Origin of the sequence: Kribbella antibiotica (assembly GCF_004349055.1) — a bacterium.
Lineage (GTDB): Bacteria > Actinomycetota > Actinomycetes > Propionibacteriales > Kribbellaceae > Kribbella > Kribbella antibiotica.
In genome coordinates, this window is the sequence record NZ_SMKX01000003.1 from 21,913 (window position 1) to 46,003 (window position 24,091).

The following is a 24,091-nucleotide window of genomic DNA, read 5'->3' on the forward strand; positions in this document are numbered from 1 at the left end:
GCACCACCTGAAGCCATCTGAGATCCAGCGGATCACTGCTACTGCCACTGCTGGGTCAGGGGAGCGATGCTGAGGCGCCGCCGTCGATCACCTGGGCCGATCCGGTCATGAACGGGTAGCGGTCGGAGGCGAGGTCGACGACAAAAGCGGCGACCTCCTCGGGCTTGCCGATTCGCCCGGCGGCAGGTGCCCGGGAGCGGGCGACGACGGCGATGCCCGCGCGGTAGACGCTCTCAGGGACGCCATCGGTACCGGAGACCTTGCGGACCATTTCCGTGTCGACGATCCCCGGCAGGACGGCGTTGACCCGGATGCCGTCGGCACCGTAGTCGAGGGCTGCGGCCTGCATCAGACCGAGGAGCGCGTGTTTGCTGGCGCCGTACGACGCGAACCCCTGCCGGACGGCCAGCGAGTTGATGGACGCGGTGATCACCACACTGCCGCCGCCTGCTTCGAGCAGATGCGGGATGGAGTGTTTGAGGGTGAAGAACGCGCCGCGGACATTGGTGATCTGGATGTCGTCCCACTCGGCTGTGGGGACTTCGTGAAGCCGATTGACGCCATGGATACCCGCGTTGCTGAAGACCACGTCCAGCCGGCCGTAGCGGCTCGCGATGCTGTCGGCGAAGCGGCGTACCTGGTCTTCGACCCGGACGTCGGCCCGCAGATAGGTCGCTTCGTGGCCGGCTGCCCGGATCTCTTGTTCCACCTGCCGCCCGCGGTCCTCCCTTCGCCCGCAGAATCCGACCTTGGCGCCCTCGGCGGCGAAAGCGAGTGCGGCCGCGCGCCCGATGCCCGAAGTCGCGCCGGTGATCAGGACCACCTTTCCGGCGAATCTCGCGCCGGCGGCCGGGGCCGCGGTCATCCGCGGGCCGGTATCCGCAGTGAGCCGGCCACCGACGGCACCCGCCGCGCCGGCCACCAGTGCACCGGTCGCAGCCGCGCCGACCATGGCCCGCCGGCCGTATCGTCGCGCCGGCTTATCGGTCTCTTGCGGGTTGTCAGTCATGTGCCCAGGCCTCCCACTCGGTTCCGGCCTCGTAGTCGGCCGGTCAACTCCTGCAGCGTAGGAACGGCGGTACCGCTCCGGCATCTGCCGGCCGACCGGTCTTGCCCTGTCGCTCGTCCGCCCGTACTGCGACCTCCGGCCTAGGTCGGAGGTCGGGGCGGGTGCGGCCCGGTGTCTGATGACGACCCTGGTGGTGCTGTGCTCCACTTGAAACGTGCAGACCCACCGGCCGTCGCTACCTGCCTCCACCTGGATGACGGTGCTGGTCGGCATCAGTTGCCTGCTGATGGCGATCAGCCGCAGCTTCAGTTCGTTGACCTGGGCAACCGTCGTACTGGTGGTTGCTCCGGCGGGGCTACTGATCCTGCAGATACTGATCGGTCGGCAGTACGGCGATCGGCCGCCGGCGGCTCTCGCGGCCGGTGCCATCGCCGCCCAGCTCGGCATGATCGAACTGATCTCGCAGCTGGACGGGCAGAGCATTGCTTCGCTGCTCTATTTCGTGCTGCCGTTTCCGGCAGTGTTCTGGCTGGGTGCTCGTGCAGGTCTCATCGTCAGCGCAGTCGTCCTGAGCCTCTTCACCGTCAGGTTCGCGGCGGCCAAGCCGTTGTGGCGGACGGATTCGGACGTCTTGCACAGCTACATGCTCTTCGCGATCGCTCTGGTGCTCGTCACCACCACCGCCGTGCTGGTCCGGCGGGAGCGAACCAGCAGGGAGCAGGCCGAGCGCTTGCTCCGTGACCTCAGTGCTTCCCATCGCCAACTGGTCGAGTCCCAAGGCCGCGTCGCCGAGCTGGCCACGATCGAGGAACGCAACCGGCTGGCCCGCGACATCCATGACAGCCTGGGCCACTACCTCACCGTGGTCAGCGTCCAGCTGGAGAAGGCCCAAGTGCTGGTCGCCGAGGATCCCGCGGCCGCCTCCGCTGCGGTCGCCAATGCGAAACGGCTCGCGGATCAGGCCCTCTCCGACGTCCGGGAATCGGTTGGTGCGCTCCGGAGAGACGAGGCCCCGTTCCTGCTGGAGCCGACTTTGCGCAGCATGGTGGAAGACCTGCGGGTGCTGCCGTTCGACCTCAGCCTGCAGGTCACCGGCGACGAGCAACACTATTCGCGACAGCAGTTGCTGGCGCTGTACCGGGCCGTCCAGGAAGGCCTGACGAACGTGCAGCGCCATGCCCGGGCCAGTCGTGCACGGGTGGTCGTCGAACTCACCGAGGCGACCGCCTCGGTGACGGTGGACGACGACGGAATCGGTCCGCCGGCCGGTGCTGGTGACGGTCTGCGCGGAGTGCGGGAACGGCTGGAACTGGTCAGTGGCAGGCTGGTGCTGACGAACGCACCAGGCGGAGGTACGCGGATGGCGGTCACGATTCCCCGGACTCGGGTGTGGAAGGCGTTGGCCGATGGAGACCAGTGAGAACGTCCGGCTGCTGATCGTCGATGATCAGGAACTGATGCGGGACGGGCTGACCGCCATTCTGGAGCGGCAGCCCGGGATCGAGGTCGTGGGCACTGCCGCGGACGGCGCCGAGGCGGTGCGGCTGGTGGCCGAACTCGCGCCCGACGTGGTCCTGATGGATGTCCGGATGCCGGTTCTGGACGGCGTACAGGCCACCGCGGAGATCGTTCGCAGTTGGCCGGCCGTCAAGGTCGTCGTGCTGTCTACCTTCGATGACGACGATCATGTGACCCAGGCGTTGCGTGCTGGTGCCACCGGCTACCTGCTGAAGAACCTGCCGGCCCAGGATCTCGCGGAAGCCATAAGACTGGCCTGCCGGGGTGTGCTGCAATTGGCCCCGGCGGCCGCGGCCAAGGTGGTCGCCGCGCTGTCCGCTGCGGCGGGCGGATCGCCTCCGGCCGAGCCGCCCGCCGAGCTCGCCCGCCTCACCGACCGGGAGCGTGAAGTGGCGCGACTGGTGGCGGCCGGTTCGAACAACCGGGAGATTGCCCAGGACCTGGTGATCTCCGAAGGCACGGTCAAGAGCCACATCTCCAGCATCCTGAGCCAGCTCAACCTCCGGGACCGGACCCAGCTGGCGGTCTTCGTCCACCAGCACCTCCCCGGTCGCTGAATCGGACCCGCCGGCTATCGGCGCTTGAGGTCGCTGGCGAGAACTTGCGCGATGTTGCGCTCGGCCAGCGCGGTGATGGTGACGAACGGGTTGACGCCGAGGCTGCCTGGGATCAGCGAGCTGTCGGTGACGTAGAGGCCGGGATGGTTGCGGACGCGGCCGTAGTTGTCGGTGGCCTTGCCGAGCAGCGCGCCGCCGAGCGGGTGGTAGCAGAAGTCGGCGGCGAAGGCGCGGTTGCCGGTGAACAGATCGCGCCGGTACGTCGTACCGATCGCTTTGTTGATCTTGTCGAACAGGAACTGGGCCGAGCGGATCGAGGGGGTGCTCTGGTGGGCGCCCCAGTGCAGATCGGCGCGGTCGGTGTTGTGGTTGTAGGTGAAGCGGCCGCGCTCGGGGTTGACCGTGATCGCGAGGTAGAGGCTGGCGAAGGTCTCGATACCGACTGGGAGCGGGGCGATCTCGGCGAACGACGGGTACTTCGGGTGGTTCCAGTTGTCGATGGCCAGGGTCGGGATGGTCGACTGGAGGGAGCCGGTCGGATCCCAGAGGTGGTTGGCGCGAGCTGTCATCACGTTGCCGTTGGTTCCCCAGCCGGCGCCGATCGCTGCGGGGAGATCGGGCAGCGTTCCGGTTTCCCTTGCTCGCAGCAACAATTCGGTGGTGCCGACGCTACCGGCGCCGAGGAACAGTGAGCCGCAGGAGATCTCACTGCGGCGGATCACCTTGCCCCAGGCATCGATCTGTTCGAGACCGACCAGATAACCCTTACCCTGCTGGTGAATCGTCGTCACGCGAGTGAGGGTACGGATCGTGACGTTGCCCGTGCCGAGAGCGTCGGCGAGGTAGGTCTTGTCCAGCGACTGCTTGCCGTGGTTGTTGCCGTAGATGACCTCACCGGCCAGCGCGGACCGCGGCACCTGCTTCTTCTCTTCGCGTTGCAGGTACTTGAAGTCGTAGACGTTCGGGATGACGGTCGTCTTGAAACCGGCCTGATGAGCGTGCCGCCGGGAGACCCGTGCGAACTTGTAGATCGGAGTCTTCTCGAGATAGTGCGGGTCGATCGAGTTGACCCCGAGCATCCGGCGGGCGAGCGGGAAATAGCGCTTGTACATCGCATCCGCGTCCACCTGCGGCAACATCTTCTCGAAGTATGCGCGCTGCGGGGTCGGCGCCATCCCGCCGTTGACCAGCGAACCGCCGCCGACGCCACGGCCGACGTACACGCCCATGTTCGGGAAGTCGATCCGGTCGAGCACGCCGGCGTACGGCGTACCGATGTCGCGGTTGACCACGTCGAGCCAGAGGAAAGTGTCGAGCGGTGCCTTGGTCTTGCGGTTGAACCACATCGACCGGCGGTCCGGGCTCAGGGTCGAACAGAAGACCTTGCCGTCCTTGCCGGGAGTGGTCCAGAGCTGGCCCATCTCGATCATCGTGGTCTTGATCCCGGCGGCGCCGAGACGCAGCGCGGTGACGGCGGCGCCGTACCCGGTGCCGACGACGAGAGCGGGAACGTACGGCGGCGCGGCCGTGTCCGATGCATCGGCCGGCCCGATCCGGGTGAGGCCGGTCGCGGCGGCCGCGGTGAGGGCGGTCAGGCCGGCGAAGCGGCGGCGAGTCAGGGTGGACGGAAGAGTCTCGAAAGTCACTCACGCACGGTAATTGATCAACTACTTCGCTGCAGTCGACCCGGCATGTCGCCTACGGTCACCGGGTGTTTGCTTCTCGTGCACGACTGCAAAGATGCAGAACTAATAGTTTGCAGTAGGTGCAAGAATCTGCCTACCCTCGTGCTGTGAAGCAGGCAGAGGGTGGGTTGCGGGAGCGGAAGAAGCTCCAGACCAGGGCGGCGCTGACCGAGGCCGCCCTGCGGCTGGCGCTGGAGAAGGGGCCGGACAACGTCACGGTCGACGAGATCGCCGAGGCGGCCGACGTCTCGGTGCGGACCTTCTTCAACTACTTCCCGCACAAGGAGCACGCGATCCTCGGGCGCAATCCTGCGCACCTGGAGCGCGCGCTGGAGCTGATCAGAACGGCGCCGGACGAGCAGTCGCCGCTGACCACGATGTGGATGATCGTGCACGACGTGCTGCAGGAACTCCTGAGTGAGGGATCGCTGACCCGTCGCGGCGAGCTGATCATGACCTCGCCGAGCCTGCTGTTCCATCTGATGCTCTCGAGCATGGATGACGAGCGGCAGCTGTCCGAGGCCCTGACCGAGCGGATCGGTGACCCGCTCCGCGCCAAGCTGATCGTCACCTCCGCCGGGACCGCCTGCCGGGTCGCGGTCGAGCTACACAAGACCACCCCGGACTCCGCCCCCGGCGACCTCGTCGACGCCGCGTTCCAACTACTTGCTCAGGGCATCGATCCTGACTATCAGAAAGGCCAAGTATGACGACCACCTCGGCCGAGGGGACCGGTTCCGTCGCGGCGCTCACGCCGCGGCAGACCGTGCAGGCCATTTCCGGTCTGATGATGGGGCTGTTCGTGGCGATCCTGGCCGGCACCGTGGTGTCGACCGCGCTGCCGCGAATCGTCCACGATCTGGGGGCGAGCCAGTCGTCGTACACCTGGGTCGTCACGCTCGAGCTGCTCGCGATGACGGCCACCGTGCCGCTGTGGGGCAAGCTCGCCGACCTCTACAACAACAAACTCCTGCTCCAGCTGTCACTGAGCTTCTTCGTGGTCGGCTCGCTCGTCGCCGGTTTCGCGCCGAACATCGAGGTCCTGCTGGGAAGTCGTGTGCTGCAGGGTCTGGGCGGCGGCGGTCTGACGGCGCTGGTCCAGATCGTGATGGCAGCGATCATCCCGCCGCGTGAGCTCGGCCGGTACTCCGGAATCTTCGGTGCCGTGTTCGCGTCGGCGACCGTTGGTGGGCCGCTGCTCGGTGGCTTCCTGGTCGACTCGCCACTCGGTTGGCGGGCGTGCTTCCTGATCGGCGTGCCGTTCGTGCTCGTCGCGATGTTCCTGCTGCAGCGCACCTTGCATCTACCGACAGTGCGTCGAGAAGCGAAGATCGACTGGTGGGGTGCGTTCCTCATCACGGCCGGCGTGAGCACCTTGCTGGTCTGGGTCACCTTTGCCGGCAAGCGCTTCGACTGGGTCTCCGGCTGGAGCTTCCTGATGGTCGGAGCCGCCGTACTGGCGCTGGTGATCGCCGTACTGGTCGAGCTTCGGCACCCGGAGCCGGTCATCCCGATGGACCTCTTCCGCAACCGCACGGTCGCGCTGGCGATCGTGGCCAGCGCGCTGGTCGGCGTGGCCATGTTCGGTGGCTCAGTGTTCCTCGCGCAGTACTTCCAGATCGCGCAGGGCTATTCACCGACCGCCGCCGGCCTGATGAGCCTGCCGCTGATCATCGGCATGATGGGCGCTTCCACCGTCGCCGGTGCCCTGATCACCAAGACCGGCAAGTGGAAGATCTACCTGGTCATCGGCGGCATCCTGCTCCCGATTGGGCTCGCCCTGTTCGGCACGATCCAGGCGGACACCTCGAAGTACATGCTGTGGGCGTTCATGCTCGTCCTCGGTATCGGCATCGGCCTGGTCATGCAGAACCTGGTCCTGGCCGCGCAGAACGACGTACCGGCTCGCGAGCTGGGCGCGGCCACCTCGGCCGTCAGCTTCTTCCGCAGCCTCGGCGGCACCATCGGCGTCAGCGTCCTCGGCGCCATCCTCGCCAACAAGGTCCTCGAAACCCTCAACCCCGGCGGAGGTGCATCGGGCGGCGGCGCCGTACCGAACGTCGCCGAACTCCCCCCGGCTGTCCGCTCCGTAGTAGAAAACGCCTACGCCGGCGCCACCGCGGACCTCTTCATGATGTCCGTCCCCTTCGCCGTACTGGCCCTGGTGGCGGTCGTCTTCATCAAGGAGAAGCCCCTCCTCACCACCACCGGCGCCGAACGCCGAGCGGACGAGGAAGCCGCAGGAAAACAAGACGCATAACCGTTCGAGGGGTGGGAGAGTTCTGCCATGGCCGTCTACGACCGTGAAGCAGAGCGCTCCCACCCACTGGACTATTGCCTGGCAGTAGACGGTTTCGTGAAGTTGTTCTGGAGCCCGACCGTGCTGGCCAAGTCGGTTGCGTGGCTCGACGAACACGGCTACCGCATCGTGCGAGCACAAGCCTCGAACTGGCACATCGACTCGGACATGCACAACGAGCTCGCCGTCTTGCTCGACTTCCCCGAGTGGTACGGCGGCAACCTCGATGCGCTGAACGATGCTCTGTTCAGCGTCTCCCTGGGCGACTTCGGGCTGGCGGAAGAGGATGCCGGGTTGGTCCTCGTCCTCGACGGCTTCGACCAGTTCCTGCGGCGCAACAGCGATCTCGCCTGGGCACTGCTCGACATCTACGCGGCACGCGCCCTCCGCGCCGCCTTGACCGGCACCCGCATGCTCTGCCTGATCCAGTCCGACGACGCACACATCGATATCCCCGACATCGGAGCCCAGCCCATCCGCTGGAACGACGCCGAGTTCTTCGAAAAGAAGCGGCGATGACGGACGACGGTATTCACTGGCCCTTGCGTGCTGTGGTGACGGGGCCGTGTGACGAGGTCCAAGTGATGGATTCCACCTGGCAAGATGCGCCGGTTTGGCGGCCGGGCGACAAGTGGGTGGCGACGTACGCGCCCTGTCTTACCTACCCGGGCCCACCGCATCCAGGACTCCTGCTGAGAGTCGGTCTCGCCGCGGGCGACCACCTCGAGCTGACGGTTGCCCGCGAGGAACCTGACGATGACCTGCGCTGTGTGTTCAGGAGCGAACTGACCAACGGTGGCGACGGCCTGGCCGTCTTCCCGGGCTTCGTGGACGACCTCGTACTGCCTCGGGGCACCTACCCGGTCAGCGTCTGGGTCGACGCCGACCAGCCGAACGCCGTACGGCGCTGTGTCATCGTCCTCGGTGACCAGGAGCCCTTCAGACTTGGCAGATCTATGCTCGTGTGGGTCGATGGGTGGCAGATGGAGTGCTGCGGTGAGCCGTTCACGGTGGGTTCACGCGTGGAGTGGACTCTCTATGAGGTGTCGAGTCGGGACTGGCTGGACTCGGTGCTGGGTGAAGAGTTCGCGGAGGAAGTCACTCATGGCGAGGAGCATCACGGTGGCGCGGCCGACGGCGCGCCGACAACTGTCGGTCTGGTGCGGCGGATCAGGGCTGTGGTCAGCAAGGTCGGGGTGGGTCAGCTCGGTGCCGGTGCCACCCCGATTCCTGCGACTGGCAGGCTGGTCGATGTGACCGATGCCGACGGCCCGTACCAGGACCTCATTGGCTACCTCGTCGATCTTCGACCAACGGAGGAATAGAGCAATGCTTGTTGCGTTTTCGGTTGCGCCGGCTGTTGCCACCAGCGAGGACGGGTCGGTGGCTGAGGCGGTGGCGGCGGCTGTTCGGGTAGTGCGGGAGTCGGGGCTGCCCAACCAGACTGACTCGATGTTCACCACGCTGGAAGGTGAATGGGATGAGGTGATGGCTGTCGTCAAGGCTGCGGTTGAGGTGGTGGCTGCTGTTTCGCCTCGGGTCAGTCTCGTGCTCAAGGCGGATATTCGGCCGGGGTACACAGGTCAGTTGACGGCCAAGGTGGAGCGGATCGAGCGGGCGCTCGCGGAGTAGCCGCGGCGACGCCGAGTGGAAGGACTGTGCTGCCGGATATCGATTACCGGCGGCACGGTTGTTCCACTCGGCATCGGCGGGGGGCTCTTGTCCCGGCGAGTGAACCCACCGGGCGGCTGGGGCGGTGATCGTTGCGGGCTTGGGGAGTCCTGCATGTCGATTCCGGTGCGAAAAGCTCCCCAGCCTGCGTTGATCCACCGTTGCGTCCGAGAACATGCCGACCAGGTCCTCGGATCCTTCGGACGTTGTGGTGGCGAATCAGGTATGGCAGCCAACGGACAGGTCCTCAGTGGGAAGCGTTGAGGATTTCCAGTACCTGGGCGTGGCGGTTTTCGCGTTCGGCGGCTCGGAGGAAGTGGACTCGGTCTACGAGGATCTCTTCGACGTCCGGGTGCTGCTGGAGGATGGCGATCGACTCGTCGGTGTATTCGTCCAGCGGCATGAAGGACGGGTCGGGGTTGGCGCCCATCAGGTTGGTTTGGACTGCCGGGGGGACCAGTTCGATGACCTGTACGGCGGTGTCCGCCAACTGCAGGCGGAGGCTTTGGGTGTAGCTGTGGATGGCGGCCTTGGTGGCGCTGTAGGTGGGAGTGAGGGCCAGGGGGACGAAGGCCAGGCCGGAGGAGACGGTCATGATCACCGGGTCGGTCTGCTCTTGCAGGTAGGGCAGGAAGGTGGTGATGGCGCGGATTGTGCCCAGGAGGTTGATGTCGATCGTCGCCTCGCTGGTGGCGAGGTGCGCCGGGTCCTGGAGGTTTTCGGGCTGCATGATGCCGGCCATGGTGATGAGGACGTTGACGTTGTGGCGGGCCGTCACGTCCGTGAAGGCGGCGGTGATCGAGGCCGGGTCGGCGACGTCGAGGACGATGCCTTCGATGCGGTCCTCGGCGGCGATCTGGTCGAGGAGCTCCTTGCGGCGGCCGCTGATGATGACGGTGTTGCCGAGGTCGCGGAAGCGGCGAGCGAGTTCGAGGCCGATCCCGGAGGTTCCGCCGGTCATGAAGATGGTATTTCCCGTTGTTTTCATGGCTCCAGCTTGAAAGCTGATGCCGTGGGCAACCAGGCTTGGTGGAACCACTGCTCGGCAAGCAGTGGCTAACTTCGCTCCGACGGGGACACTGGAGTCATGGAGTACGCCGAGCTGTCCGATTTCCTCCGCAAACGCCGCGAGGCGCTGCAGCCTGAGGATGTCGGCATGCCCCGCGGCCGACGACGCCGTACGCCGGGGTTGCGCCGCGAGGAGGTCGCCGTACTGGCGTCGATGTCGACCGACTACTACAGCCGGCTCGAAGGCGGCAGGGGACCGCAGCCGTCGGTGGAGATGCTCGGTGCGATCGCGCGGGCGTTGCGGCTGACGTTGGAGGAGCGGGATTATCTGTTCGTGCTCGCGGGGCACGGGACGCCGCCGCGGACGACGCGAGCGCGTCATGTCGATCCGGGGATGCTGCGGATCATGGACCGGCTGCAGGACACCCCGGCGCTGTTGCTGAACCGGTGGGGTGAGGCGGTCGCGCAGACGCCGGCCCATGTCGCGTTGGCCGGTGAGCTGACGAGCTTCGAAGGGATGGAACGCAGCGAGCACTACCGCTGGTTCACGGACCCGGAGTCCCGGATCCTCTATCGCGAGGACGAGGTGGACCGGCACAGCCGGCTGCTGGTTTCGATGCTGCGGATGACCGCCACCACCGACGGCCCGAAGTCGTACGCCGCCTCGATCGTGGCCGCGTTGCAGAAGGCCAGTCCGGAGTTCGTGGCGATCTGGGAGCGGCACGAGGTGATTCCGGCGCACAGCCGCACCAAGCATTTCCGGCACCATGCGGTCGGTGAGCTCGACCTGTACTGCGAGCTGATCAACAACGCCGACCAGCAGCAGCTCCTGGTGGTTTTCACCGCGGAGCCGGGCAGTGAGAGCGCGGAGAAGTTGCGGCTGCTGAGTGTTTTGGGAAGTCAGTCGATGAGCTCTGGACAGGACTTTCGTAGGGAGTTAATTTAAGCCCTGGATCCTGGAATGCCCATTCCGGATCGACTCCCCGGAAAGGACCGCCCCATGCCTTCCGATCGCTTCCGCCTGCCCGCTTTCGTCCTCGCCCTGCTCCTACTGGTGGCCGGACTGACCAGTACGGCGACGGCTCAAGTTCAAGCGACCTTCAACGTGCTGGCCTTCTACGACGGCAATACCCAGGACGCGGCGCACAACGACTGGGTGAAAGAGGCCAACCAGCGGTTCCCGCAGTTCGGCGCGCAGAACGGTTTCACCTACACCGCGACCAACGACTGGAACCGGCTGAACAATCTGCAAGCCTCGCAGTACCAGGTGGTGATGTTCCTGGACAACCGGCCGTGGGCCTCGTCGCAGATGACGGGGTTCCAGCGCTACATGGAGAACGGCGGCGCCTTCTACGGCTTCCATGTGAGCAACTACAACGACTCCAGCCAGGGCTGGCCGTGGTTCAACAACACGCTGCTCGGCACCGGCCGGTTCAACTCGAACACCTGGCTGCCGTCCGCGGTCACCGCGCGGACCGAGAACCGCTCGCACCCGTCACTGGTGAACACGGGAGCGACGTTCCGGACGTCGGTCAGTGAGTGGTACAGCTGGCAGAACGACCTGCGGCAGAACCCGAACATCCAGGTCCTCGCCTCGATCGACCCGTCGAGCTTCCCGGTCGGCAGCCAGCAGGGCAACATCTGGACGTCGGGCTACTACCCGATCGCGTGGACCAACAAGAACTTCAAGGTCATCTACGCGAACTGGGGCCACAACGGGATGAACTACCAGACCAACACCCGGACCTCGTCGACGTTCGACAGCGCGGCCCAGAACCAGTTCATGATGGACTCGCTGAAGTGGCTCGGTGGCGGTGGCGGGACGGTGCCGCCGGTCGAGCAGCCGGAGCCCGGCACCTGGTACTCGGTCGCGAACAAGGCCAACGGAAAGTGCGTCGACGCCCGCGCCGCAGCATCCGCCAACGGCACGGTCATCCAGCAGTACAGCTGCAACGCGACGACGGCGCAGAACTTCCAGTTCCAGCCGACCTCGGACGGCTTCACCCGGGTGAACTACCGCAATGACGCCACGAAGGTGATCGACGTGGCCAATGTCGCGACCACCGACAACGCCCCGCTGCATCTGTGGACGTACGGCGGCGGCACCAACCAGCAGTGGCAGGCAGTCTCCGAAGGCGGCGGCTATTTCCACTTCGCCGTCCGGCATACCGGCAAGTGCCTGACCGTCCCCGGTGGCTCGACTGCTGACCAGACCCAGTTGGTCCAGTCCGCCTGCAATGGCGGCACGGCGCAGTCCTTCAAGCTGACGGCAGCCTGATCCTCGCCTAAGGTGCGGCCCATGAGAATCCTGCGTGTGGCCGCACTTGCGGCAGGAGGTCTGCTGGTGATGGGTCAGCTCACACCGGCTCAGGCGACTGGCGGAGCGTCGTACCGGTGGGAAGTGACGCCGACGGGAAGTACGGCGCAGTTCCGCGGGTTGTCGGCGGTCAGCAAGGATGTCGCCTGGCTCGGTGGTAGCGCGGGCCAGGTGCTGCGCACTGTCGACGGTGGCAAGCACTGGCAGAACGTCAGCCCGCCCGGTGCGGAGACTGTGCAGTTCCGCGATGTGCAGGCGTTCGACGCGCAGCGCGCGGTGATCCTGTCGATCGGGCCGGGGACGGACTCCCGGATCTACCGGACCGTGAACGGCGGCAAGAACTGGACCGAGACGTTCCGCAATCCCGATGAGAAGGCGTTCTACGACTGCATCGCCTTCAATGCGGGCGGCAACGGGCTGGCCCTGAGCGACCCGGTGGACGGCAAGTTCCGGATCGCGGCCACGAGCGACGGCGGCAAGTCGTGGAAGGTCCAGCCGAACGCCGGGATGCCGGCCGCGCTGCCCGGTGAGTTCGCGTTCGCCGCGAGCGGCACGTGCCTGGTCGCCGGACCTGCCCGTACGGCGTGGTTCGCGACCGGCGGCGGTGATCGGCCGCGCGTGTTCCGCACGTTCGACGGCGGCCGGCACTGGACGGCGTCCGATTCGCCGATGGCCAGTGGTGAGGCGGCCGGCATCTTCAGCCTCGCCTTCCGCGGTTCGCTGTTCGGCGTGGCTGTCGGCGGCGACTTCCTGAAGCCGACGGAGGCCGTCAAGGCCGCCTCGGTCACGCACGACGGCGGCCGCACCTGGAAGCTGGTGCCGGCCGACAAGGCACCGAAGGGCTACCGGAGCGGATCGACGTTCCTGCCCCCGTCGGTCTCCCGGTCGCTGACCACGGTGATCGCGGTCGGCCCGTCCGGCAGTGATGTCAGCCGCGACGGCGGGCGGAGCTGGAAGCAGTTCTCGGACGGCAACTTCGACAGCGTCGAGTGCGGCGGGTACGGCGTACAGGCGGGGTGCTGGGCATCCGGCGCCAAGGGCGCGGTCGCACGGCTGGTCGTCGGCCGATGAAGCGCGGACTCGTCGTACTGGTCGCGTTGCTGATGACTGTTCCGGCGGTGGCTGCTGCGGTACCCGAGCGGGGCCGGAACGTGACGGTGATGAGCTACAACATCCACCATGGGGCGGGCGTCGACGGCGTCCTCGATCTCGAGCGGATCGCCGTACTGATCGAGCAGAACGGCGCGGACGTCGTCGGGCTGCAGGAGGTCGACCGGCACTGGAGCGAGCGCAGCAACTGGGTCGACCAGCCGGCCTGGTTCGCCAAGCGGTTGAAGATGCACTACGCGTACGCCGCGAATCTCGACCTGCCGCCGGTCAAGCCGGGGGAGCCGCGCCGCCAGTACGGTACGGCGATCCTGTCGAAGTACCCGATCAAGGATTTCCAGAACACGCTGCTGCCGCTCTACCCGACCGGTGAGCAGCGGGGACTGGCCGTTGCCACGATCAAGGTCCGGGGCGCGGAGTTGCGGTTCGCGAATACGCATCTGACCAGCAACAACAATGCCGAGCGGCTCGAGCAGGCGCGGAAGGTTGTTGAGCTGTTAGGACTGTCTCGACCTGATCAGGTGCGCAAGGCAACATTGTTGGTCGGTGACTTGAATGCGCGACCGGATGCGCCGGAGATCAAGACGCTGACCGGGGTGCTGAACGACACCTGGGTGGAGGTCGGTGAGGGGCCCGGCTACACGATCGAGGCGAGCAATCCGACGGCCCGGATCGACTACCAGCTGCACAGTTCGCAGTTGGAGCCGCTGAAAGCTGCAGTCCCTGTGACCTTGGCGTCCGACCACCTGCCGGTCGTTGCCTCGTTCACCCTTCGCTGACCGTCCCTCAGCGCTCAAACACCCGCTCGACTTCGGTCGGGCGGGTGTTTTTGTGGAATTACAAGCTTGTAGTTTGTCAAGTCGACACGCAGGTGAAACAAAGATACTTGTGTGATTAGTGTTCCCAATGGGGCTACAGGCAACTAGTGTCTCGTATGTGGTCCAGGAGGACCAAAAGCGCTCACGGGGCCAGGGAAGGGCACTGTGACCGGGCGGAAGGAAGATCCAGATGCGCAGCACTGGGAAGACCGGTAGAGCAGGGCTCTCCGGTGTGCTGGCGGTCTGCCTGGCCGGTGGGATGCTGATGGTTCCGGCCGAGGCGCAGGCCAAGCCGAATCCGCCGGTCATCCCGTCCCAGGCTGCTGTTGAGCGGGCGAAGAAGGCCGCCGCCGACAAGGCGGGCCAGGTCAAGGCGATCGAGCAGCAGCTGGCCGCGGCCGAGGCCCGGCTGGAGCAGCTCGGGATCCAGTCCGGAATTGCCGACGAGGCCTACAACGGTGCGGTCTACCGGCTGGAGCAGGCGAAGAAAGACGCTGCTGCCGCTGCCGATCGCGCTGCCAAGGCCCAGAAGTCACTGACCACGCAGCGACAGCAGATCGGCCGGTTCGCGGCCGCGAACTACCAAGGTGGCGGCGACCTCGCGAAGCTGGCGCCGCTGCTCACTGCGGACGGCCCGCAGCAGTTGCTCGACTCGGCCGGTGCGTCGCACTCGGTGTCGAGCGCGATGCAAGGTTCGTATCTGCGGTTCTCGGCAGCCCAGGTGGTGACGAACCTGTTCAAGGTTCAGGCCGACCAGGCCGTCGTCAAGGTGAAGCATGCGACCGAAGAGGCCGCCAAGGCGAAGAAAGCGGCCGAAGCCGCCGAGGCCGCGCAGTCGGCCGCGGTGACCGCGATGGGTGTCCAGCGACAGAAGTCGATCGCTCAGCTGGCCGTCCTGCAGAACACGTCCGTACAGGTTGCCAACCGACGGCAGCGGGGGCTCGAGGAGCTTGCGCGACAGCGCGCCGCCGCACTTGCCGCGAAGAAGGCAGCCGAACTACGCCGCAAGATCGAGGCCCGGGAGGCCGCCGAGCGCGCCCGGGAACGGGCCGAAGAGGCTCGCGAACGCGAGCAGGGCAAGAAGCATCCGCGGAAGAAGTCGCCGAAGCCCCGGCCGGGCAGCGGTAACGACGGCGGCAGCTCGGGCCGCGGCGCGAGCTCCGCGATCAGCTTCGCCCTGTCCCAGCTGGGCGAGATGTACCTCTGGGGCGGCACCGGCCCGTCCCGCTGGGACTGCTCGGGCCTGATGATGGGCGCCTGGAAGCGGGCCGGTGTCCAGCTCCCGCACTACAGCGTTGCGCAGTACGAGCAGACCAAGCACATCGACGAGGACGAGCTGCGGCCCGGCGACCTGATCTTCTGGGCGCTCAACCCCAGCGACCCGGGCACCATCCACCACGTCGCGATGTACCTCGGCGGCGGCCGGATGATCCACGCCCCGCGCACCGGCAAGCCGGTCCAGATCCAGAGCGTCTACTACTGGGAGCCCCCGGACTTCTTCGGACGGCCCTGAAAGTACTGAACACTGCAGGACGGGGATGCAAGTGATGAAGACATTGCACGGCAAGACGATGCTCGCGACAGCGATGTCGTGGGTCCGGCCGACCGGTCGCCGGGAGGCGCGCGCCACGACGCTTCCGGTGCCTGTGAACCCGGTCGTCGAGCCCGCGCCACCAATGGTTGCCAAAAGCAACAACGAGCGCGAGGTCACGTCGTACTCGCTGATCGGCTGGTAGCAGGCACTCAGGGGATGGCGACGAGGCGTCCGAGCGGCGTCCGTGCGTCGAGTTCCCGATGCAGATCCTGTACGGCGGCCAGTGGGTAGCGGGCGTGGACGGCAGGGTGCAGGTCGCCGGCTTGCCAGCGCCGGGTGACCTCGGCGATGTCGGCCCGGGCCAGGTCGGGGCGGGCGGCTCGCCAGCCGAGCATCGAGACGCCGGTGACCGAGCGCATCCCGAAGAGCGCTTGGGCCGGGATGGTCGGGAGTTCGCCGGTGATGGCGCCGTACGTGACCATCGTGCCGAGCGGCCGGACCAGTTCGAGGCCCTGGTCGAAGACCGTGCCGCCGACCGAGTCGAGGACTGTGTCGACGCCGTTCGGAGCCAGGGCGCGGACCCGGTCCGGCCAGTCGGGGTCGGTCAGGTCGACCGCCTCGGCGCCGAGGGAGCGGATGAAGTCGAGCCGGGCGGGCGCGGACGCCGTACCGATGATGAGTTCGGGCTGGAGCGAGCGGGCAAGCTGGACGGCCAGGTGGCCGACGCCGCCCGCGGCGGACTGGATCAGGACGCTGCCGCCGACGGGGACCCGGCCCGCTTCGAGCAGGCGGAGGGCGAGCGGTCCGGTCATCGACATCATGGTCGCCGGCCCGGCTTCAGCCTCGTCGGGGATGGTCGCGAGGAAGCTCGCATCCAGTACGGCGTACTCGGCGAAGGCGTCCTCGGACAGCCCAGCGACCCGATCGCCGACTGCGAGGCCGGGCGGGGTGTCCGGACCGAGCTGGGTGATCCGGCCGACGACGTCGCCGGTGAGCTTGCCCGGCAGCGGGCGGGGCCACGGGCTGGTGCCGGACCGGAAGAAGGCGTCGATCGCGTTGGCTCCGATCGCCTCGACCTCGACCAGAACCTCGCAGGTGGCGGGCGCGGGGATCTCGGTCTCGTCGAGATGCAGAACCTCCGGGCCGCCGTGGGAGTGATAGCGCGCTGCACGCATGAAGTGCTCCAGATCGTGGGAACTATAAATAATGGGTGTGACCCACGATAGCTGAGAAGTCCTAGAGTGAGCAGGTGCAGAAGTCGCCGAACCATCGCCTCTCCGACCGGGTGCTGTGGGCGTTGGGGCGGGCGAGTCAGCAGTCGCAGCGGCTGGTGCGCCGGCACATGGTCGAGGCCGGCGTGCGGACGCAGCACTACCACGTACTGGCCAGCCTGGATGCCGACGGTGCGGCGGCCCAGGCGACGCTGGCCGACCGGATCGCGCTCGACCGCAGTGACCTCGTGACAGTGCTCGACGAGCTGGAAGAGGTCGGGTACGTCGTCCGCCAGGTCGACCCGGACGATCGGCGGCGCAAGATCGTCGACCTCACCGCGGCCGGCCGCAAGCAGTTGGTGGTGATGGACCGGCTGATCTACGCGGCCGAGGACGAACTGCTGGCGCCGCTCACCGCGGCAGAGCGCAAGGTGCTGCTCGGGCTGCTCAGCCGGGTCGGCGGGGAATGAGAAACCGCCGGCGCCGCAGTCGCGGGCCGGCGGTCAGGTGCTGCGGTCAGTGGCCTTCGGTCTTCAGGCGCTCGAAGGAGGCCCGGACCTCGGCCTCGGCGTCGGCGCGGCCGACCCAGCTGGCGCCTTCGACGGACTTGCCCGGCTCGAGGTCCTTGTAGACCTCGAAGAAGTGCTGGATCTCGAGGCGGTCGAACTCCGGCACGTGGTGGATGTCGCGCAGGTGCTCCTGGCGCGGGTCACCGGCGGGGACGCAGAGGACCTTGTCGTCCGGGCCCTTCTCGTCGGTCATCCGGAACATGCCGATCGCCCGGGCCTTGATCAGGCAACCGGGGAAGGTCGGCTCGGAGAGCAGCACGAGCGCGTCCAGCGGGTCGCCGTCCTGTCCCAGCGTGTCCTCGATGAACCCGTAGTCGGACGGGTACTGAGTCGCTGTGAACAGGGTGCGGTCGAGCCGCAGCCGGTTCGTCTTGTGGTCCAGCTCGTACTTGTTACGAGTGCCCTTGGGGATCTCGATGAAGACGTCAAACTCCATACGGCAGATACTGTCACGGTTCGGACCGATCAAATGACAGGAGTAGCCCGGTGGCCCGTCCTCCTCGTGCGGCGTTCGTCACGCTGCTCGCCTCAGCGCTGTGTTTCGGCTTGGCGGGTGGAGCAGGAGCCGTGCCGGCAGTTGTCGAGGCAGCGCCGCCTGTACTGACTCCGGCAGCGGCAGAGGGTGCAGCCCCGACTACTAAGGGTGTGCAGCAGGTGCTGGCGGGTGTGCTCGCCGATCCGTCGCTGGGCAAGCACCGGGGCGTCTACGTGTACGACGTGTCCCGCGACAAGCTCGTCTTCTCGACCGGTACGGCGACGCCGTACACGCCGGCCTCCACGCTGAAGCTGCTGACGACTGTGTCGGCGCTGGCCACGCTCGGCTCGGAGCACCGGTTCACCACGAAGGTGGTGAGCGCGGGCAAGGGCTCGATCGTGCTGGTCGGTGGCGGCGACCCGCTGCTGACCTCGAAGCCGTCGCAGAGCGCCGGCTACCCGACGCGAGCCACGCTGGCCGCCCTGGCTGCCAGTACGGCGAAGGCTCTGAAGGCGCAGGGCGTCACCAGCGTCACACTCGGGTACGACGCCTCTTTGTTCACCGGTCCGGCCGGTAACGCTCGTTGGGAGTCCAACTACCTGCCCGAGGGCATTGCGGCTCGTACGTCGGCCCTGTGGGTCGATGAGGGCCGAGTGTCGTCCGGGATGGCCAAGCGGGCGACCTCGCCGGCTGCTGCGGCCACTGCTGTTTTTGCGAAGCTGCTGGCCGCCAACGGCGTCAAGGTCGCCGGAATCGCCAAGCCGAAGGTCGCACCGGCTGGTGCGCAGCAGTTGGCGAAGGTGCTGTCGCCGACTGTCGGTCAGATCGTCGAGTACGTGAACCTGCACAGCGACAACGACGGTGCTGAGGTGCTGTTGCGCCATGTCGGGATCGAGACCAAGAACGGCGGCTCGTACGTCGGCGGTGTCACTGGGGTCGAGGAGACGCTCAGCAAGCTCGGACTGGACGTCGGCAAGGCCCAGATCTTCGATGGCAGCGGCCTGACCCGGACGAACAAGGTGCCGCTGGATCTGCTGGCCGGAGCGGTCCGGGTGGCGGCTTCGAAGGAGCACCCGGAGCTGCGTCACCTGCTGACCGGGCTGCCGATCGCCGGCTTCAACGGTTCGCTCGAGAAGCGCTTCATCGGCGCTAGCGCAGCAGCTGGGACCGGACTGGTCCGTGCGAAGACCGGAACGCTGACCGGAGTGCACAGCCTGGCCGGGATCGTCCGGACGCGGAGCGGCACTGTGCTGGCGTTCGCTGTGGCCAGTGACAGCGTCCCGGTGCCCAAGACACTCGACGCTCGGGCAGCCCTGGACAGAGCGGCCGCCGCGCTGGCCAACTGCGGCTGCTAAGAGGGCGTCTGCGCCCTCTAACGCTTGCCCCTGGGACTAGGGTCGACTCATGAGTACGGCGGAAAGCGGGACCGCGCCCGAGATGGTCGACTGGCAGCTGGCGACCGGTGTGGCGCGCAAGCTGCTGCGCCCGGGGCCTGTGGTCAGCCGGGCCGACGCGGACAAGGTGGTCGCCGAGCTGCGCCAGTTCGCGGCCGACTCCGAGCAGCACGTGCGCGAGTTCACCGGTCTGCAGGCCACGTCGGCCACTGCGCCGGTGGTGATCGTGGACCGGGCCGGCTGGGTCCAGGCGAACGCAGATGGCTTCCGCACTGTGCTCCGGCCGTTGGCTGACAAGCTGCAGGAGAAGACTGGGGCCAGCGGGCTGTCGTCCGCTGTGAGCTCCCGGGTGACCGCGATCGAGGCCGGTGCGCTGCTGGCGTTCATGTCCTCCCGCGTCCTCGGCCAGTTCGACCCGTTCTACCCCGCCGAGCCCGACCCGGCCCGTCCTGATCTGACCGGACGGTTGCTGCTGGTCGCTCCGAACGTCATGCATGTCGAATCCGAACTGGGCGTCGTACCGCGGGACTTCCGGTTGTGGGTGTGTCTGCACGAGGAGACGCACCGGGTGCAGTTCACCGCGGTTCCGTGGCTGCGGGATCACCTGCGGGCGGAGATCGGGCTGTTCCTCGACCAGGCCGAGCTGGACGCATCGGCGTACGCGGCGATGTTCCGTGAGGCCGTGCAGCGGCTGAGCAGGTCGGTGCGCGGTGAGGCCGAGCTGAGCCTGATGGATCTGATGCAGTCGCCGGAGCAGCGTGCGGTGCTGGACCGGCTGACCGCGGTCATGTCGTTGCTGGAGGGTCATGCCGACTTCGTGATGGACGGGGTCGGGCCGTCGGTGATTCCGACGGTGGACGCCATCCGGTCGAAGTTCACGTCGCGGCGCCAGGGTGGGAACCCGGTGGACCAGCTGCTGAAGAAGCTGCTCGGTCTGGACGCCAAGCTGAAGCAGTACAAGGACGGTGCCGCGTTCGTGCGGCGCGTGGTCGAGCAGGTTGGCATGGAGGGGTTCAACCGGGTCTGGACCGGCCCGAACACGCTGCCCACCAAGCACGAGATCGCGAACCCCGATGCCTGGGTCACCCGACTCCACGGCTGAGCGGCCACGAGGCAAGCTGCACCCTTCCGTAGCCAAGACTCGGGAGGCAGTGCGGACTGCCCTGTCCGACCTGCCCACCGGTACCACCGTTCTGGTTGCCTGCTCCGGTGGCACCGACTCCCTGGCGCTCGCTGCTGCCACCGCCTTCGAGGCACCGAAGCTCGGGCTGCGGGCGGGCGCCGTCATCGTGGACCACGATCTACAGCCAGACTCCGCACGTACGGCGGAGGTCGCGGCAGAGCAGTGTCGCGGACTGGGACTCGATCCGGTCGAGGTGCGTGCTGTGCAGGTCGGCACCGACGGCGGCCCGGAGGGCGCAGCCAGAACAGCCCGGTACGACGCGCTGCGGGCGGCAGCCGATGAGTTCGGGGCGGACGTCGTACTGCTGGCGCATACCCGCGATGACCAGGCTGAGACTGTCTTATTGGGGCTAGGACGCGGTTCCGGGGCCAGATCGCTGGCTGGGATGGCCGCGGTCGCCGGACTGCTTCGGCGGCCGCTCTTGGAAGTCCCACGCTCCACCACCGCGGCAGCTTGTGTCGCCGCCGGGCTTCGGCCGTGGCATGACCCGCACAACGACGATCCGACGTACACGCGGGTCCGGGTCCGCCATGAGGTCCTGCCGGTGCTCGAAGAGGCTTTGGGGCCCGGTGTGGTCGAAGCGCTCGCCCGAACGGCCGGATTGCTCCGGGCGGATGCCGACGCGCTCGACATGCTGGCGGCAAACCTCGCAGAGACGGCAGTACGCCGTACTGACGATGAGGTGCGGTGTGAGGTCGGGATGCTGGCGGACGAGCCCGCTGCGCTCCGCACTCGAGTCTTGCGGCAGGCGGCCCTGGAGGCCGGCTCCCGAGCCACCGACCTGAGCGCGGTCCACGTCGCAGCGGTCGACGCCCTGATCACCGACTGGCGAGGCCAGCGCTGGATCGATCTCCCCCAAAGAGTCCGCGCGATCCGCCGGGGCGGATTCATCGTCTTCGGTCCGGATATGACAGGCTGACGCATGTGGATGCGGCGGACATCGAGAAGGACCTGACCCAGATCCATTACACCGAGGACCAGATCCTGGCGAAGCTGCGGGAACTGGCCGGCCGGATCGAGGAGGACTACCAGGGCAAGGACTTGCTGCTGGTGGGCGTTCTCCGTGGGGCGGTGATGGTGATGGCCGACCTGGCCCGGTCGTTCACGCGGCACGTCGAGATGGACTGGATGGCCATCTCGTCGTACGGGTCGGGCACCAAGTCGTCGGGTGTGGTGCGGATCCAGAAGGACCTGGACACCGACATCACCAACCGGCACGTGCTGATCGTCGAGGACATCATCGACACCGGTCTGACGCTGAGCTGGCTGGTCAGCAACCTGGAGTCGCGCAAGCCGGCCTCGCTCGAGCTGTGCACCGCCTTCGTGAAGCCGGGTGCGGCCAAGATGCAGGTCCCGGTGAAGTACGTCGGGCTGGAGCTGCCGGACGAATTCGTCGTCGGTTACGGGCTCGACTACGCGGAGAAATACCGCAACCTGCGCTGCGTGGCCACCCTCGCACCGCACGTGTACTCCTGAACTTGGTGACAGCCTGTACAACGGGTCGTACCGTCCATCGGTGACCCTCGTTGTCGGCAGGCTTGCCCGGCACGAGACACTTGGACTGGTAGTACCGTCTCAAGCCCGAGAATTCCGGGCCTGCCGAGCTAGGAGGGACGGGGCGTAGGCCTCGATCATGGACGTGAAGCGCATCTTCCGCGGACCCCTGTTCTGGATCATCCTCGCCTTTCTGGGCGTGCTGGTGATCGGACAGCTCCTGACCGGCTCGACCGGGTTCAAGGCCGAGCCGACCGGTGAGGTCGTCAAGGTGATCAAGCAGGCCACCGACGCTCCGGCCGGCCAGAAGGTGATCAAGACGATCACCCTCATCGACCCCAACCAGGAGATCCGGGTCGAGAAGGCCGACGGCACCAAGATCCGGGCGTTCTGGGTGGACGGCCAGGCGAACACGCTCGGCACCACGCTGCAGTCGCTCTACCAGGACGGCAAGATCGAGAAGTACAACGTCGAGAACCCGAAGCCGAGCTTCATCGGCCAGGTGTTCCAGACGCTGATCCCGTTCCTGCTGATCGCCGTGGTCTTCATCTTCTTGATGAACTCGATGCAGGGCGGTGGCTCGCGGGTGATGAGCTTCGCCAAGTCGAAGGCCAAGCTCATCACCAAGGACACCCCGAAGACCACGTTCGCCGACGTCGCCGGTTGTGACGAGGCGATCGAGGAGCTCGGCGAGATCAAGGAGTTCCTCCAGGAGCCCGGCAAGTTCCAGGCCGTCGGCGCCAAGATCCCCAAGGGCGTGCTGCTCTACGGCCAGCCCGGTACCGGTAAGACCCTGCTGGCCCGTGCGGTCGCCGGTGAGGCCGGTGTGCCGTTCTACTCGATCTCCGGTTCGGACTTCGTCGAGATGTTCGTCGGTGTCGGTGCCTCCCGGGTCCGCGACCTGTTCGAGACGGCCAAGACCAACGCGCCGGCGATCGTCTTCATCGACGAGATCGACGCCGTCGGCCGGCACCGTGGTGCCGGAATGGGCGGTGGCCACGACGAGCGCGAGCAGACGCTGAACCAGCTGCTGGTCGAGATGGACGGCTTCGACGTCCGCGGCGGTGTGATCCTGATCGCCGCGACGAACCGGCCCGACGTGCTCGACCCGGCCCTGCTGCGGCCCGGCCGCTTCGACCGGCAGATCGCCGTCGACGCGCCGGACCTGCCCGGTCGTGAGCAGATCCTGAAGGTGCACTCGCGCGGCAAGCCGGTGGCACCGGATGTCGACCTGCGGGCGGTTGCCCGCCGGACGCCGGGCTTCACCGGTGCCGACCTGGCCAACGTGCTGAACGAGGCGGCCCTGCTGACCGCCCGCTCGAACATGCAGGTGATCGACAACAAGGCGCTCGACGAGGCGATCGACCGCGTGATCGCGGGCCCGCAGCGTCGGACCCGCTTGATGTCGGACAAGGAGAAGGTGCTCACGGCGTACCACGAGGGCGGACACGCCCTGGTCGCCGCGGCGCTGCCGCACTCCGACCCGGTGCACAAGGTGACGATCCTGCCGCGCGGTCGCGCGCTGGGTTACACGATGGTGCTGCCGGACGAGGACAAGTACTCGACCACCCGCTCGGAGATGCTCGACAAGCTGGCCTACATGCTCGGTGGCCGCGCCGCCGAGGAGATGGTCTTCCACGACCCGACCACCGGCGCCAGCAACGACATCGAGAAGGCGTCGGCACTGGCCCGGGCGATGGTCACGCAGTACGGCATGACCGAGCGGCTGGGTGCGATCAAGTTCGGCTCGGACAGCGGCGAGCCGTTCCTGGGCCGCGACTTCGGCAGCCAGCGCAACTACTCCGAGGAGATCGCCGCGGCGGTCGACGAAGAGGTCGGCAAGCTGATCCTGAACGCGCACCAGGAAGCCTTCGACATCCTGGTCGAGAACCGTGCGGTGCTGGACCACCTGGTCGAGGAGCTCCTGGAGAAGGAGACCCTGGACAAGGCCCAGATCGCCGAGGTCTTCGGCCCGATCGTCAAGAAGGACCGCCGGCCGGCCTGGACCGGGTCCTCGACCCGGATCCCGTCCGACCAGCCGCCGGTGATGCCGCTGCCGGGACGCGCGTCGCAGAACGGCTCGCTGCACGACGTACTGCCGGGTGGTTCGGTCGGCCCGGACGAGAACGTGCAGCCGCCGAACTACGGCGGCGGCCCGACCCCGCCGCTGCCGAGCGAATGATGCTGTGAAGTAGATGATCTAGAGCACCTCAGAAGCCCCGCCCTCCCTCCGGATGGCGGG

24 protein-coding genes are annotated in these 24,091 nt (G+C 67.1%); 19 read left to right on the top strand and 5 right to left on the bottom strand.

Annotated elements, in window-relative coordinates; all coding sequences use genetic code 11:
• Window positions 1-55: 55 nt before the first annotated feature.
• Entirely contained in the window at window positions 56-1,009 is a 954-nt protein-coding gene (locus E1263_RS01465; RefSeq protein ID WP_132164483.1) for an SDR family NAD(P)-dependent oxidoreductase, read from the bottom strand.
• Between the two features lie 214 nt (window positions 1,010-1,223).
• Between E1263_RS01465 and E1263_RS01470 the strand changes: the two genes are divergently transcribed.
• Together E1263_RS01470 and E1263_RS01475 are read left to right on the top strand one after the other, a co-directional pair.
• Window positions 1,224-2,429: a sensor histidine kinase gene (locus E1263_RS01470; RefSeq protein ID WP_132164485.1), complete on the top strand. Its 1,206-nt coding sequence runs from the start codon at window positions 1,224-1,226 to the stop codon at window positions 2,427-2,429.
• Window positions 2,416-3,084: a response regulator transcription factor gene (locus E1263_RS01475; RefSeq protein WP_132164487.1), complete on the top strand. Its 669-nt coding sequence runs from the start codon at window positions 2,416-2,418 to the stop codon at window positions 3,082-3,084. The genes E1263_RS01470 and E1263_RS01475 overlap by 14 nt, the downstream gene beginning before the upstream one ends.
• A 14-nt stretch (window positions 3,085-3,098) precedes the next feature.
• On the opposite strand, the gene E1263_RS01480 is transcribed toward E1263_RS01475, so the two are convergent.
• Window positions 3,099-4,730, bottom strand: coding sequence for a GMC oxidoreductase (locus tag E1263_RS01480; RefSeq protein ID WP_238161023.1), 1,632 nt, complete (start codon window positions 4,728-4,730; stop codon window positions 3,099-3,101).
• 146 nt (window positions 4,731-4,876) lie between these two features.
• Between E1263_RS01480 and E1263_RS01485 the strand changes: the two genes are divergently transcribed.
• The 5 genes from E1263_RS01485 to E1263_RS01505 are packed head-to-tail and all read left to right on the top strand — an operon-like array spanning window position 4,877 to window position 8,700.
• On the top strand, window positions 4,877-5,479 hold the full coding sequence (locus E1263_RS01485; protein ID WP_132164489.1) for a TetR family transcriptional regulator: 603 nt from the start codon (window positions 4,877-4,879) through the stop codon (window positions 5,477-5,479).
• Window positions 5,476-7,029 carry an MFS transporter gene (locus E1263_RS01490; RefSeq protein ID WP_132164491.1) on the top strand — a complete coding sequence of 518 codons (1,554 nt, stop codon included), beginning with the start codon at window positions 5,476-5,478 and terminating at the stop codon, window positions 7,027-7,029. The genes E1263_RS01485 and E1263_RS01490 overlap by 4 nt, the downstream gene beginning before the upstream one ends.
• A 27-nt stretch (window positions 7,030-7,056) precedes the next feature.
• The gene (locus tag E1263_RS01495; RefSeq protein ID WP_132164493.1) at window positions 7,057-7,587 is read left to right on the top strand and encodes a barstar family protein; all 531 of its coding nucleotides are present in this window, start codon (window positions 7,057-7,059) and stop codon (window positions 7,585-7,587) included.
• Window positions 7,584-8,393 carry a DUF6578 domain-containing protein gene (locus E1263_RS01500; protein WP_132164495.1) on the top strand — a complete coding sequence of 270 codons (810 nt, stop codon included), beginning with the start codon at window positions 7,584-7,586 and terminating at the stop codon, window positions 8,391-8,393. Before E1263_RS01495 ends, E1263_RS01500 begins: the two co-directional genes overlap by 4 nt.
• Before the next feature lie 4 nt (window positions 8,394-8,397).
• A complete protein-coding gene (locus E1263_RS01505; protein WP_132164497.1) occupies window positions 8,398-8,700 on the top strand; it encodes a thiamine-binding protein in 303 nt (100 codons plus the stop codon).
• A 286-nt stretch (window positions 8,701-8,986) separates the two neighbouring features.
• Here the strand turns inward: E1263_RS01505 and E1263_RS01510 are convergent, their stop codons facing one another.
• Window positions 8,987-9,727 (bottom strand): SDR family oxidoreductase, encoded by a 741-nt coding sequence (locus tag E1263_RS01510; RefSeq protein WP_132164499.1) that lies wholly within the window; start codon window positions 9,725-9,727, stop codon window positions 8,987-8,989.
• Between the two features lie 99 nt (window positions 9,728-9,826).
• On the opposite strand from E1263_RS01510, the gene E1263_RS01515 reads away from it, so the two are divergent.
• From E1263_RS01515 to E1263_RS01540, 6 genes are all read left to right on the top strand, one after another.
• On the top strand, window positions 9,827-10,693 hold the full coding sequence (locus E1263_RS01515) for a helix-turn-helix transcriptional regulator (protein ID WP_132164501.1): 867 nt from the start codon (window positions 9,827-9,829) through the stop codon (window positions 10,691-10,693).
• Window positions 10,694-10,747: 54 nt separating this feature from the next.
• Window positions 10,748-12,025: a ThuA domain-containing protein gene (locus E1263_RS01520; protein WP_132164503.1), complete on the top strand. Its 1,278-nt coding sequence runs from the start codon at window positions 10,748-10,750 to the stop codon at window positions 12,023-12,025.
• 21 nt (window positions 12,026-12,046) lie between these two features.
• The gene (locus E1263_RS01525) at window positions 12,047-13,135 is read left to right on the top strand and encodes a WD40/YVTN/BNR-like repeat-containing protein (RefSeq protein ID WP_132164505.1); all 1,089 of its coding nucleotides are present in this window, start codon (window positions 12,047-12,049) and stop codon (window positions 13,133-13,135) included.
• On the top strand, window positions 13,132-13,950 hold the full coding sequence (locus E1263_RS01530; RefSeq protein ID WP_132164507.1) for an endonuclease/exonuclease/phosphatase family protein: 819 nt from the start codon (window positions 13,132-13,134) through the stop codon (window positions 13,948-13,950). The genes E1263_RS01525 and E1263_RS01530 overlap by 4 nt, the downstream gene beginning before the upstream one ends.
• Window positions 13,951-14,179: 229 nt before the next feature.
• Window positions 14,180-15,502, top strand: coding sequence for a C40 family peptidase (locus E1263_RS01535; protein ID WP_132164509.1), 1,323 nt, complete (start codon window positions 14,180-14,182; stop codon window positions 15,500-15,502).
• A gap of 34 nt (window positions 15,503-15,536) precedes the next feature.
• Window positions 15,537-15,725 carry a hypothetical protein gene (locus tag E1263_RS01540; RefSeq protein ID WP_132164511.1) on the top strand — a complete coding sequence of 63 codons (189 nt, stop codon included), beginning with the start codon at window positions 15,537-15,539 and terminating at the stop codon, window positions 15,723-15,725.
• A 7-nt stretch (window positions 15,726-15,732) separates the two neighbouring features.
• Here the strand turns inward: E1263_RS01540 and E1263_RS01545 are convergent, their stop codons facing one another.
• A complete protein-coding gene (locus tag E1263_RS01545; protein ID WP_132164513.1) occupies window positions 15,733-16,698 on the bottom strand; it encodes a quinone oxidoreductase family protein in 966 nt (321 codons plus the stop codon).
• A gap of 74 nt (window positions 16,699-16,772) precedes the next feature.
• Here E1263_RS01545 and E1263_RS01550 point away from each other — a divergent pair, with 74 nt between their 5' ends.
• Window positions 16,773-17,204: a MarR family winged helix-turn-helix transcriptional regulator gene (locus E1263_RS01550; RefSeq protein WP_132164515.1), complete on the top strand. Its 432-nt coding sequence runs from the start codon at window positions 16,773-16,775 to the stop codon at window positions 17,202-17,204.
• Between the two features lie 46 nt (window positions 17,205-17,250).
• Here E1263_RS01550 and E1263_RS01555 read toward each other — a convergent pair whose 3' ends face one another.
• The gene (locus tag E1263_RS01555) at window positions 17,251-17,739 is read right to left on the bottom strand and encodes an inorganic diphosphatase (RefSeq protein ID WP_132164517.1); all 489 of its coding nucleotides are present in this window, start codon (window positions 17,737-17,739) and stop codon (window positions 17,251-17,253) included.
• 50 nt (window positions 17,740-17,789) lie between these two features.
• Here E1263_RS01555 and dacB point away from each other — a divergent pair, with 50 nt between their 5' ends.
• The 5 genes from dacB (at window position 17,790) to ftsH (ending at window position 24,031) form a co-directional block, all read left to right on the top strand.
• Complete coding sequence (gene dacB / locus E1263_RS01560; protein ID WP_132164519.1) at window positions 17,790-19,133, top strand: D-alanyl-D-alanine carboxypeptidase/D-alanyl-D-alanine endopeptidase; 1,344 nt, start codon at window positions 17,790-17,792, stop codon at window positions 19,131-19,133.
• 49 nt (window positions 19,134-19,182) lie between these two features.
• Window positions 19,183-20,274, top strand: a complete 1,092-nt coding sequence (locus E1263_RS01565; protein ID WP_132164521.1) for a zinc-dependent metalloprotease — start codon at window positions 19,183-19,185, stop codon at window positions 20,272-20,274.
• A 49-nt stretch (window positions 20,275-20,323) separates the two neighbouring features.
• Entirely contained in the window at window positions 20,324-21,274 is a 951-nt protein-coding gene (tilS, locus tag E1263_RS01570) for a tRNA lysidine(34) synthetase TilS (RefSeq protein WP_337590265.1), read from the top strand.
• Between the two features lie 5 nt (window positions 21,275-21,279).
• The gene (gene hpt, locus E1263_RS01575; protein WP_132164525.1) at window positions 21,280-21,831 is read left to right on the top strand and encodes a hypoxanthine phosphoribosyltransferase; all 552 of its coding nucleotides are present in this window, start codon (window positions 21,280-21,282) and stop codon (window positions 21,829-21,831) included.
• 157 nt (window positions 21,832-21,988) lie between these two features.
• Window positions 21,989-24,031, top strand: a complete 2,043-nt coding sequence (gene ftsH / locus E1263_RS01580; protein WP_132164527.1) for an ATP-dependent zinc metalloprotease FtsH — start codon at window positions 21,989-21,991, stop codon at window positions 24,029-24,031.
• Window positions 24,032-24,091 lie beyond the last annotated feature (60 nt).